Genomic DNA, 12536 nt, shown 5'->3' with positions numbered 1-12536 from the left:
GTTTTTGTCATGTGAGTCACCTCTGACTGAGAGTTTACTCACTTAGCCGCGTGTCCACTATTGCTGGGTAAGATCATAAAGATGTTGGTTATGCATACGTATCATTACTCTATGCCTGTCCCTTAAAAACCCACTCATTAAGACTGAATCCATTCAGCAAATGATAACCAATATTATAGCAATGCCAATAAAAACAATATTTAAAACATTCAATAAAATATCACACACAGATAATTAAACCTTAAATAACAAATGATTGCGTTAATTTCAGTTGATTTACGATACACATTTCTCATGAATAATGCGTCATTTCAAATGATCAGCAATATTTACATTAAATAAGACTAAACTTATTGAACATTCGCAACAGCCCAAATGTAGGTTTTGGGCTGCAATAGTTCTTTTCTTTTTTATTATCTGTTGTCTGGTAATCATCAATAGATACTAAGGGCTTAACCGTATAGATATAACGTATCAAGAGGTAGGAGAAACAGCGCCATATGCAGACATGGCGCGGTTTTATGCAATAACAATCACGCGTCCGGGAACATCACGCTATGGCCCGGCGCTTCACGATGGAGATGAATAAAGTTAAGGTGCCGCTCGTACTGGTCAAGAATATCGGTGATCACCTGCTCTTTGCTGTAGTCCATCAGGTCGTTGCCCTGGCTGCCTTCTAACAGGAAGGTTTCCAGCCGGTAGTAGGTCGATTTACCGCTGCGTGCGCGGTAGGTAAAGCCCGGCACCGAATATTGCTGCGGCCAAATCTGATAGACAAAGTTTTGCTCTTCGCCCATATGCACCAACAAATCCAGATGACCCAACTGCTGTCCCTCTTCCGGTGGCAGGCTTTTTAGCTCCACGTACGCGCCGCGCAACCGCAACTCCTGCGCCACTTCTTCCATTGCCGGGTAACAGACCGTCTCCATCATCTGTTTAGTGTAACGCGTGCCCGGATAATTCATCAGGCGCGAGAGACGTTTTTTCCAGCTCAGGCGATCCTGAAGCCCCAGCGGTCGCGGTGCGGTATCGCGGTTGGCACTTTCACGGCGGTAATCTTCTACCTTCAGAGATTTATACAACCCCGCCATCACGAAGAAGATCACAAAGCTGAACGGCAGCCCCATAATCACCGTGGTGTTTTGCAGCGCGGATATCCCGTTAGTCATCAGCATGCCGAGCGTCAGCAGGCCAATCGCCACCGACCAGAAGACGCGCAGCCAGCCGGGGGCGTCGCTGTTGATATCTTTAAGCTGCGAGGTGAAATTCCCCAGCACCAGCGCCCCGGAGTCCGCCGAGGTCACATAAAACAGCAGGCCAGTAATGGTGGCGACGGAGGCGCTAAAGGTAAACGCCGGATACTGCGCCAGCAGGCTGTAGAAGCCGCGCTCCGGATGGACCATCGCTTCCTCGGCAAATGCCGCGCCGCCGTGGATGATTTCATACAGCGCGCTATTGCCGAACACCGAGAGCCATAACAGCGTGAAGGTAAACGGAATAATCAACGTGCCCAGCACGAACTGGCGAATGGTACGCCCACGCGAGATACGCGCCAGGAACAAGCCGACAAACGGCGACCATGCCACCCACCATGCCCAGAAGAAGAGCGTCCAGTTATTCATCCACTCAACCGGACGGTCGAAGGCAAAACTGTTGAGCGTCATGCCCATAAAGCGATTCACATAGTCGCCAACATTCAGCACCAGTGCATTAAGCAGGAACGAAGTGTCGCCCATAAACAATACGAACAGGATCAATCCCAGCGCCAGCGCGACATTAAGCTCCGATAACACGCGAATGCCCTTATCGACACCGGAGGTGACAGAGATCGTGGCGATTATCACCGACAAGGCGATCAGTGCCGCTTTCGCCGCCATCGAATCGGGAATATCAAACAGTACGCTCAAGCCATAGTTAAGCTGCACCACACCGATACCGAGCGTAGTGGCAATACCGAAGATAGTGCCGATCACCGCTGCAATATCCACTGAGTGACCTATCGGCCCGTTAATCCGTTTACCGAAGATCGGGTACAGCGCCGAGCGGATGGTGAGCGGCAAATTATAACGATAGCTAAAGTATCCGAGCGCCATGCCCATCAGCGCATACATCGACCAGCCGGTTAAGCCGTAGTGAAACAGCGTCCAGACCATCGCCTGACGCGCGGCCTCAATCGTCTGTCCCGCGCCTTCCGGCGGCTGCATATACTGCGTTACCGGTTCGGCTACGGAGAAGAACATCAGGTCGATACCGATCCCGGCAGCAAACAGCATCGCCGCCCAACTCAGCAGGCTGAATTCCGGTTTGGATTGTTCTGGCCCGAGCTTCACCGAACCAAAACGCGAACAAGCGATACAGACCACAAAGACAATATAGAGCGTTGCCGCCAGCAGATAGTACCAACCGAAGGTTTTAGAAACCCAGTCCAGCGTGCGGCCAATCCACAGGGCCGAGAAGTCGCGAAACAGGATCGTTGTCAGGGAAAACAACAAAATCAGTCCGGCGGAGGTGTAAAACACCACCGGATTGATTTTGTCCTTTTCCCTGCTGTGTGAAAGGTCTGTCATCCAGTATCCCCACTGTTATTGTTACTATTTAAAATCAAATTCGTAACAATTAAGACACATTTTATATTGAACGTCCAATCAATAACCGCTTTAATAGATAAACACCGCTGATGAATGGAGTGGCGAAAATGCCCAAATTGGGGATGCAGTCGATCCGGCGCAGACAACTGATCGACGCCACACTGGAAGCAATAAATGAAGTGGGCATGCACGATGCAACGATCGCGCAGATCGCCCGCCGTGCAGGCGTTTCTACGGGGATCATCAGCCACTATTTCAGGGACAAAAATGGTCTGCTGGAAGCAACCATGCGCGATATCACCAGTCAGCTGCGTGACGCGGTTTTGAATCGATTACATGCACTTCCGCAGGGCAGTGCAGAGCAGCGATTACAGGCGATTGTTGGCGGAAACTTCGATGAAACGCAGGTGAGCAGTGCGGCGATGAAAGCCTGGCTGGCGTTCTGGGCCAGCAGTATGCATCAGCCGATGCTCTATCGTTTACAGCAGGTCAGCAGCCGCCGCTTGCTGTCGAATCTGGTGAGCGAGTTTCGTCGCGAATTGCCGCGCGAACAGGCACAGGAAGCGGGCTACGGCCTGGCCGCGCTGATTGATGGATTATGGCTGCGCGCGGCTCTGAGCGGCAAACCGCTGGATAAAACCCGCGCTAATTCCCTGACCCGCCACTTTATCACTCAGCATCTACCCACCGATTAACCGAGGAGACGTGATGTCCCGAATGGCAGAACAGCAGCTTTATATACATGGTGGTTATACCTCCGCCACCAGCGGTCGCACCTTCGAGACCATTAACCCGGCCAACGGTAACGTGCTGGCGACCGTGCAGGCCGCCGGGCGCGAGGATGTCGATCGCGCCGTGAAAAGCGCCCAGCAGGGGCAAAAAATCTGGGCGTCGATGACCGCCATGGAGCGCTCGCGTATTCTGCGTCGGGCCGTTGATATTCTGCGTGAACGCAATGACGAACTCGCAAAACTGGAAACCCTCGACACCGGAAAAGCATATTCGGAAACCTCAACCGTCGATATCGTTACCGGTGCGGACGTGCTGGAGTACTACGCCGGGCTGATCCCGGCGCTGGAAGGCAGCCAGATCCCGTTGCGTGAAACGTCCTTTGTGTATACCCGCCGCGAACCGCTGGGCGTAGTGGCAGGGATTGGCGCATGGAACTACCCGATCCAGATTGCCCTGTGGAAATCCGCCCCGGCGCTGGCGGCAGGCAACGCAATGATTTTCAAACCGAGCGAAGTTACCCCGCTTACCGCGTTAAATCTGGCTGAAATTTACAGCGAAGCGGGCCTGCCGAACGGCGTATTTAACGTGTTGCCGGGCGTGGGCGCGGAGACCGGGCAATATCTGACCGAGCATCCGGGCATTGCCAAAGTGTCATTTACCGGCGGTGTCGCCAGCGGCAAAAAAGTGATGGCTAACTCGGCGGCCTCTTCCCTGAAAGAAGTGACCATGGAACTGGGCGGTAAATCACCGCTGATCGTTTTCGATGATGCGGATCTCGATCTCGCCGCCGATATCGCCATGATGGCAAACTTCTTCAGCTCCGGTCAGGTGTGTACCAATGGCACCCGCGTCTTCGTTCCGGCGAAATGCAAAGCCGCATTTGAGCAGAAAATTCTGGCGCGCGTTGAGCGCATTCGCGCGGGCGACGTTTTCGATCCGCAAACTAACTTCGGCCCGCTGGTCAGCTTCCCGCATCGCGATAACGTGCTGCGCTATATCGCCAAAGGCAAAGAGGAAGGCGCGCGCGTACTGTGCGGCGGCGATGTACTGAAAGGCGATGGCTTCGATAACGGCGCATGGGTTGCACCGACAGTGTTCACCGATTGCAGCGACGATATGACCATCGTGCGTGAAGAGATCTTCGGGCCAGTGATGTCCATTCTGACCTACGAGTCGGAAGACGAAGTCATTCGCCGCGCTAACGATACCGACTACGGCCTGGCGGCGGGCATCGTGACAGCGGACCTGAACCGCGCGCATCGCGTCATTCATCAGCTGGAAGCGGGTATTTGCTGGATCAACACCTGGGGCGAATCCCCGGCAGAGATGCCCGTTGGCGGCTACAAACACTCCGGCATTGGTCGCGAGAACGGCGTGATGACGCTCCAGAGTTACACCCAGGTGAAGTCCATCCAGGTTGAGATGGCTAAATTCCAGTCCATATTCTAACCAGGAGGTTTATTTGCAATTTGACTACATCATTATTGGTGCCGGCTCAGCCGGCAACGTTCTCGCTACCCGTCTGACTGAAGATCCGAATACCTCCGTGCTGCTGCTTGAAGCGGGCGGCCCGGACTATCGCTTTGACTTCCGCACCCAGATGCCCGCTGCCCTGGCATTCCCGCTACAGGGTAAACGCTACAACTGGGCCTATGAAACGGAACCTGAACCGTTTATGAATAACCGCCGCATGGAGTGCGGACGCGGTAAAGGTCTGGGTGGATCGTCGCTGATCAACGGCATGTGCTACATCCGTGGCAATGCGCTGGATCTCGATAACTGGGCGCAAGAACCCGGTCTGGAGAACTGGAGCTACCTCGACTGCCTGCCCTACTACCGCAAGGCCGAGACTCGCGATATGGGTGAAAACGACTATCACGGCGGTGATGGCCCGGTGAGCGTCACTACCTCCAAACCCGGCGTCAATCCGCTGTTTGAAGCGATGATTGAAGCGGGCGTGCAGGCGGGCTACCCGCGCACGGACGATCTCAACGGTTATCAGCAGGAAGGTTTTGGTCCGATGGATCGCACCGTCACGCCGCAGGGCCGTCGCGCCAGCACCGCGCGTGGCTATCTCGATCAGGCCAAATCGCGTCCTAACCTGACCATTCGTACTCACGCTATGACCGATCACATCATTTTTGACGGCAAACGCGCGGTGGGCGTCGAATGGCTGGAAGGCGACAGCACCATCCCAACCCGCGCAACGGCCAACAAAGAAGTGCTGTTATGTGCAGGCGCGATTGCCTCACCGCAGATCCTGCAACGCTCCGGCGTCGGCAACGCTGAACTGCTGGCGGAGTTTGATATTCCGCTGGTGCATGAATTACCCGGCGTCGGCGAAAATCTTCAGGATCATCTGGAGATGTATCTGCAATATGAGTGCAAAGAACCGGTTTCCCTCTACCCTGCCCTGCAGTGGTGGAACCAGCCGAAAATCGGTGCGGAGTGGCTGTTTGGCGGCACTGGCGTTGGTGCCAGCAACCACTTTGAAGCAGGTGGATTTATTCGCAGCCGTGAGGAATTTGCGTGGCCGAATATTCAGTACCATTTCCTGCCAGTAGCGATTAACTATAACGGCTCGAATGCAGTGAAAGAGCACGGTTTCCAGTGCCACGTCGGCTCAATGCGCTCGCCAAGCCGTGGGCATGTGCGGATTAAATCCCGCGACCCGCACCAGCATCCGGCGATTCTGTTTAACTACATGTCGCACGAGCAGGACTGGCAGGAGTTCCGCGACGCAATTCGCATCACCCGCGAGATCATGCATCAACCCGCGCTGGATCAGTATCGTGGCCGCGAAATCAGCCCCGGTGTCGAATGCCAGACGGATGAACAGCTCGATGAGTTCGTGCGTAACCACGCCGAAACCGCCTTCCATCCGTGCGGTACCTGCAAAATGGGTTACGACGAGATGTCCGTGGTTGACGGCGAAGGCCGCGTACACGGGTTAGAAGGCCTGCGTGTGGTGGATGCGTCGATTATGCCGCAGATTATCACCGGGAATTTGAACGCCACGACAATTATGATTGGCGAGAAAATAGCGGATATGATTCGTGGACAGGAAGCGCTGCCGAGGAGCACGGCGGGATATTTTGTGGCAAATGGGATGCCGGTGAGAGCGAAAAAATGAGTCGTGATGTGAACTAACGCAGGAACCGATCAGATTGAGAGTTACCGTTCCAGAGAGGGGGACCGAATCCTTATATAAACACTGAGGTAACTCTCATGCTTCATATCCAGTATTCATGATGCGGGCTTTTTGCTGATATTTAACCCGAACATTCCTGATACAGACTATTAATACAACCTTATCTGCGACAGATTTTATTCTCTGGATATATTATGCGTGAACAAATCAAACAGGATATCGATCTGATTGAGATTTTATTTTATCTGAAGAAAAAGATTCGTGTTATCCTTTTTATTATGGCTATATGTATGGCTATGGTGCTGTTGTTTCTGTATATCAATAAAGACAATATAAAAGTGATTTACAGCCTAAAAATAAACCAGACAACGCCAGGTATACTTGTTAGCTGTGATAGCAATAATAATTTTGCCTGTCAGACTACAATGACTGAAGATGTTATTCAGCGAATTACTACATTTTTTCACACCAGCCCAGATGTCAAGAACAGAGAAATAAGGCTGGAATGGTCAGGAGATAAGAGAGCTTTACCAACTGCTGAAGAGGAAATATCTCGCGTGCAGGCCTCTATTATCAAATGGTATGCGTCAGAATATCATAATGGCAGGCAAGTTCTCGATGAGATACAAACGCCTTCAGCAATTAACAGTGAGCTTTATACAAAAATGATATACCTGACCAGGAACTGGTCATTGTATCCGAACGGTGATGGCTGTGTAACTATAAGCTCACCAGAAATAAAAAATAAATACCCTGCTGCCATTTGCCTGGCTCTGGGATTTTTTCTAAGCATTGTAATTTCTGTAATGTTTTGCCTTGTCAAAAAAATGGTAGATGAATACCAACAAAACTCTGGGCAGTAATAAACAACATTCTGATAGAGAGTGCCTGTATAAAGCTGAAGTGACAATGACCGGGAAGGGAACCCGTTTTCAGGAATGGATGCCTGTCTTTTTCACTGTAAATATCCTGGCATTGGTAATACCAGGATATTTACAGAAGAGCAGCATAACCATGACGGAACGGGGTTAAGTCAGGTTGTCCTAAACGCTATTTTCAACCTCGTATGCCTTCTTCAGGTTTATGTCCAGACTTCATATCTCTCTCAACAATCCTCAATAATCAGATACACCGCTTTCACCGGGCCATGAACTCCGACGACTTTGATAAGCTCAATATCCGCCGTTGAACTGGGGCCGCTAATGATGTTAATGCAGGAAGGCATTCGTTCACCGGCCTGCGCTTTCTGATGCAATTTTTCTGCGAGTTGCGCTACACGCGGCAGGATAGTGCTTTTACGCAGGATAAAAAGAGAATATTCCGGGAGCAGGCTCAATGAACGCCCGCGCTCGGCGGCGGAAAAAAGAACCACGCCTCCCGATTCGGTTAAACCATATTCAGCATACACAACACCCACTTTAGCCTGCTCTGCCTGCGAGATATTCTCGGCACCTTTCGCCGGATCCCAAACAACGGCATTGCATTCCTGCTGCAAACGTTCGCTAATCCCCAATTCCTCCAGCCTCGTGTCACCGCTAATCACGACCGACTGATCTCCCAGCTCTTTACACAGACGTATTGCAGCTTCTGCCGCCTTCGCCTCGCTGGTCAGCTCACAGCGCGTCAACATAACATCGCTGGCAAACTGAATAAACGCGTCACAGCGCTGCTGTTGGTTAAGTTGGGTAAGCCGCTCGTTAGCATAGTTGTTAAGCGGCGCATCTTCTGCTTGCGGTTCAAGTCGCAGCGGGCGACCCAGTGCCTGAGCAACGTTATTCAAAAATTCGCCTCGATTATCCATTCTTTTTCTCCTGCGCCTGATGTTTCTTAAACCAACTACGGAAACTCTCTCCGTCAGCTTCAGGAAGATCGCGTGCTTCCATCCAGTCGCTAATCGCGCCAAATTTGAGTGGTGTTTTGCCGCCATTGATAAACCAGCTTGCCGCATGAGCACCGGCCATCATCCCGACTTTCCACAATCCTGGATGACTATTGGCATAAGCGAACATTTTTATCGCCCGTTGCTCTGCTTTTGCGGTGATCCCTTTTTCAGCCATCACCCGACGATGACGCAAAATCAGTTTTGACAGCGGAATACGCACCGGACACACGTTGTCACAAGCTGTGCATAAAGAGCAGGCGTAGGGTAAATCTTTAAAATCTTTATAGCCGCCAAGTAGCGGAGAAATCACCGCACCAATTGGCCCTGGATAAATAGAGCCATATCCATGACCGCCAATATGGCGATATGCCGGACAAGTATTCATACAAGCCCCGCAGCGAATACAGCGCAGCACATCCCGAAATTCAGAGGCCAGCACCTCAGAACGCCCGTTATCGACAATAACCAGATGAAACTCTTCAGGACCATCAACGTGCCCAGCTTCGCGCGGTCCTGTCAGCCAGGTGTTGTATCCCGTCAAACGTGCACCAACGGCACTGCGCGCCAGCATGGTGATCAATACATCTACCTCGGCAAACGTGGGGGCAATACGCTCCATTCCCATCACTGCAATATGCGTTTTAGGCAGCGTGGTACACATTCGCGCATTACCTTCATTGGTCACCAGGCATACCGAACCGGTCTCTGCCACCGCGAAATTACAGCCGGTAATACCTATTTCAGCACTGAGGAAATCTTCGCGGATTTTTTGCCGGATGAATAAGGTCATCGCTTCAGGCGTTTCCGGCCCCTCATAGCCCAGACGTTCGTGTAGCACTCGACGGATCTGATGGCGATCTTTATGAATTGCCGGGACCACAACATGAGATGGCGGATCTTGATCCAGCTGGAGAATATATTCACCCAGATCGGTTTCAATCACCTGAATGCCAGCATCCTGCAACACATGATTGACACCAATCTCTTCGGTCACCATCGATTTAGATTTCACCACCTTCCGGGCATTTTTGCGTTGGGCAACCTGTAAAATGTAGCGGGTAGCGTCTTCTTTGGTTCTTGCAAAATAGACGTGACCGCCGTTTTGCGTCACTTTTTCTGAGAGCTGGTACAGATAAGCGTCGAGATTACTCAGAACATGATCACGTATCTGGGCGGCCCGATCGCGCCACTCCTCCCAGTGCCCCAATTCATCGACCATTTTTTGCCGATTTGCCCCAATACGCTGCTGCGCGTTTGCCACCGCTTTGCGCATGATCGGATCTTCAATTTGCTGACGGATGCGTGTCTTAAAATCTGTATTACTGGTTTTGATCGACATCTTTATATCCTCAGCGGCTCATCAACACTTCAGCAATATGCATCACTTTGACTTTCTGCCCTTCCCGTTGTAATCGCCCACTGATGTTTAGCAGGCAACTCACGTCAGCACCAATTAAATACTCAGGGCGGACTTCCATCAGGTGCGCAACCTTTTCTTTCACCATCTCGCCGGATATTTCGGCCATTTTGACCGAGAACGTGCCGCCAAATCCGCAGCAGGTATCCTGTTCAGCAAAGGTCAACAGCTCCAGTCCACGCACATTTTTCAGCAGCGTAAGTGGCTCGTCCTTCACTCCCAGCTTACGGGCCAGGCTACAAGATGGGTGATACACCGCTCTCCCTTGCAAACTGGCACCTACATCGACTACCCCTAATTTATTAACAATAAAAGAGGTGAGATCCTGCATACGCGCGGCAACCTTTGCGGCACGTGATGCCCATTCAGGTTCATCCGCCAGATACATCGGGTAACTTTTTACGGCATAGGTGCAGGAGCCAGCCGGTGAAATAATGGGATCATCGTTATCCTCCAGCGCGGCGATCAGATTTTTCATCCCTGGAATCGCTTCTTTGATATAACCGCTATTGATCGCAGGCTGACCGCAGCATCCCTGTTTCTCCGGGAAATTTACGCGACAGCCGAGTTTTTCCAGTAGCAGCACGGAGTCTCGTGCCATTCTTGATTTCAGGGCGTCACCAATACAGGTGACAAAGAAATTGACATTCACAACTAATACTCCATTACTTCATGCCCATTTATGCCCGATGTTTCCCCCCCACCGGGGGATCAATCATCAATAAATATGGCGTTCTTTTTTAATTGGCTAGCAACATACCACCCCTCATTTGTATGACAAATGATAATCTTTCATCCAAACGTCAAATGCAATAACTAATTTTATTTCTTTCGGCATCGCTCACATTTTATGGGGAAATCGACGATCATTTTTGGCATAAGAAATCCATTTAAAAATGGCTACATCCCTTATACCTATTCAGAGCTACTTATTCAGGGGTTATTAAGATATACACTGATGGTGTACAAAAAAATCACCGACAATAATCACATATCGAGTAATAGTCGGCATTTTATCTAATTGAAGCAATTTAGTTTGCATTTTTATTTAAAAACTGAGCTAGAGTCCATCAGAAAAAATATATAAAGCCCAAACCACCGTTGGAAATAGAAATAGTTGAAAGGCTCACAACTCCCGGAATGCGGATTATCTTTGCCCTGATTTCTGGCGGTTTTATTCAGGGTGCAAGCTGTCTGACCCTTTCCCGATATTCTCCCGGGGTACAACCAAACTCGCGGACAAACGCCTTGTGAAAAGATGATTCACTGGCATAGCCTACTGACTCAGCGATCACCACAACAGGGAGCGTTTCCCGGGAAAACATCTGGGCCGCTATTTGTAGACGCAACTTTGTTAATACAGCCAGCGGCGTGGTTCCGGAAACATCACGGAAAAGCTGGGCAAAACTTGCCCGGGACATGTGAGCGATGCTGGCCAGCGATTCGACGGTCCAGGCGTGTCCTGGCATTTCCAGCATTTGCTGTATTACCGCACCAAGACGTGGATGCAGAAGCAAACTGAGAATGTTTTTCTCAGTATTAACCTGTGCAATCCACTCACGCACCGCGAGGGTAAAGAATGTAGCGCAGATCTGGCTACACAGTGCATCCACTCCCGGCATTGCCGATCTGGATTCCTGTTGTAAAAACGGGATCGCCTCCCTCAGCCAGTTATATTCCACGCTGTGGTTAACCGGTACTAAAAACAGCGTTTCCGGCAAAGACGTTAAAAAATAACGCGCCGAATGTTGCAACCGAAGAGTGCCGCAGACAATACAGGTCGATTCATTATCGACATGACTCAGGCGATGAGCTGAATTTTGTGGTAGCAGGACCACATTTCCCGGGCGTAATGTAAAAATCTCCCCCGTCGGCATTTCCAGCTTCGCCGCTCCTTGCGTTAACGCATGCCAACGAATAACCGATAATTCCCCGGCACCATGTGGAAGCTGCCAGTCACTTCCTAACACGCAATTCTTATCGATCGTTCCTTGTGGAGCGTTAAGCATCAACAAACGGCTAAGGGCATCCATATCAGACTCCTGAGTGGTTTTTGATTACAAACACCAACAATCTTAGTAAATAACTAATCTAATGCCATCAAATAGTTAATCATGATTTTTGTTTTGTGATTCTGATTAAGAAAAAGAAAATATCAGACGATAAGACAAAATATCAAGCGTTGTGAAGAAATGTTATTTGCTCTTTTGCGTCTATAGTCATGATGTCAAATGAACGCGTTTCGACAGGAAATCATCATGAATAAATATCAGGCAGTGATTATTGGTTTTGGCAAGGCTGGAAAAACATTAGCCGTCACGCTGGCAAAAGCAGGTTGGCGAGTGGCTCTCATCGAACAATCAAATGCAATGTATGGCGGGACCTGTATTAATATCGGCTGCATCCCAACCAAAACATTGGTTCATGACGCACAGCAGCACACAGATTTTGTCCGTGCCATACAGCGTAAAAATGAAGTGGTTAATTTTTTACGTAATAAGAATTTTCATAATCTTGCGGATATGCCCAATATCGACGTGATCGACGGCCAGGCGGAGTTTATCAATAATCATAGCCTGCGTGTTCATCGGCCTGAGGGAAATCTGGAAATTCATGGCGAGAAAATTTTTATTAATACCGGTGCACAAACCGTGGTTCCGCCAATTCCTGGAATTACCACCACGCCAGGAGGGTGATGCTGCCAACTTACTGATTTAGTGTATGATGGTGTTTTTGAGGTGCTCCAGTGGCTTCTGTTTCTATCAG

10 protein-coding genes and 1 pseudogene are annotated in these 12536 nt (G+C 50.4%); 5 read left to right on the top strand and 6 right to left on the bottom strand.

Annotation, left to right across the window (positions count from 1 at the left end):
* Positions 1–153: 153 nt before the first annotated feature.
* Both RTW80_RS21135 and betT read right to left on the bottom strand, forming a co-directional pair.
* Complete coding sequence (locus tag RTW80_RS21135; protein ID WP_120795374.1) at positions 154–228, bottom strand: protein YahV; 75 nt, start codon at positions 226–228, stop codon at positions 154–156.
* A 305-nt stretch (positions 229–533) separates the two neighbouring features.
* A complete protein-coding gene (gene betT / locus RTW80_RS21130) occupies positions 534–2567 on the bottom strand; it encodes a choline BCCT transporter BetT (RefSeq protein ID WP_000131044.1) in 2034 nt (677 codons plus the stop codon).
* 128 nt (positions 2568–2695) lie between these two features.
* On the opposite strand from betT, the gene betI reads away from it, so the two are divergent.
* The 4 genes from betI to ykgH all read left to right on the top strand — a co-directional run bounded on the left by betI (position 2696) and on the right by ykgH (position 7334).
* Positions 2696–3283: a transcriptional regulator BetI gene (gene betI / locus RTW80_RS21125; RefSeq protein WP_001335745.1), complete on the top strand. Its 588-nt coding sequence runs from the start codon at positions 2696–2698 to the stop codon at positions 3281–3283.
* 13 nt (positions 3284–3296) lie between these two features.
* Positions 3297–4769, top strand: a complete 1473-nt coding sequence (gene betB / locus RTW80_RS21120; protein WP_063119087.1) for a betaine-aldehyde dehydrogenase — start codon at positions 3297–3299, stop codon at positions 4767–4769.
* Positions 4770–4782: 13 nt separating this feature from the next.
* On the top strand, positions 4783–6453 hold the full coding sequence (betA, locus tag RTW80_RS21115) for a choline dehydrogenase (protein WP_001159094.1): 1671 nt from the start codon (positions 4783–4785) through the stop codon (positions 6451–6453).
* Positions 6454–6665: 212 nt separating this feature from the next.
* Entirely contained in the window at positions 6666–7334 is a 669-nt protein-coding gene (gene ykgH, locus RTW80_RS21110) for a protein YkgH (protein ID WP_001209100.1), read from the top strand.
* Positions 7335–7576: 242 nt separating this feature from the next.
* On the opposite strand, the gene RTW80_RS21105 is transcribed toward ykgH, so the two are convergent.
* The 4 genes from RTW80_RS21105 to rclR all read right to left on the bottom strand — a co-directional run bounded on the left by RTW80_RS21105 (position 7577) and on the right by rclR (position 11803).
* On the bottom strand, positions 7577–8272 hold the full coding sequence (locus tag RTW80_RS21105) for a lactate utilization protein C (protein WP_000370307.1): 696 nt from the start codon (positions 8270–8272) through the stop codon (positions 7577–7579).
* Entirely contained in the window at positions 8265–9692 is a 1428-nt protein-coding gene (locus RTW80_RS21100) for a LutB/LldF family L-lactate oxidation iron-sulfur protein (RefSeq protein WP_000023927.1), read from the bottom strand. Before RTW80_RS21100 ends, RTW80_RS21105 begins: the two co-directional genes overlap by 8 nt.
* Before the next feature lie 10 nt (positions 9693–9702).
* Positions 9703–10422 (bottom strand): (Fe-S)-binding protein, encoded by a 720-nt coding sequence (locus RTW80_RS21095; protein WP_001102100.1) that lies wholly within the window; start codon positions 10420–10422, stop codon positions 9703–9705.
* Positions 10423–10948: 526 nt separating this feature from the next.
* The gene (rclR, locus tag RTW80_RS21090; protein ID WP_063119086.1) at positions 10949–11803 is read right to left on the bottom strand and encodes a reactive chlorine-specific transcriptional regulator RclR; all 855 of its coding nucleotides are present in this window, start codon (positions 11801–11803) and stop codon (positions 10949–10951) included.
* A gap of 225 nt (positions 11804–12028) precedes the next feature.
* On the opposite strand from rclR, the pseudogene RTW80_RS21085 reads away from it, so the two are divergent.
* Positions 12029–12460 (top strand): annotated as a pseudogene (locus RTW80_RS21085) (FAD-dependent oxidoreductase); the annotation flags it as partial.
* Positions 12461–12536 lie beyond the last annotated feature (76 nt).

The sequence above is a fragment of the Escherichia sp. AM3 genome (genome assembly GCF_032029835.1).
In the GTDB taxonomy this organism is placed as follows: domain Bacteria; phylum Pseudomonadota; class Gammaproteobacteria; order Enterobacterales; family Enterobacteriaceae; genus Escherichia; species Escherichia coli.
This window is presented reverse-complemented; position numbering and strand designations above follow the sequence as displayed.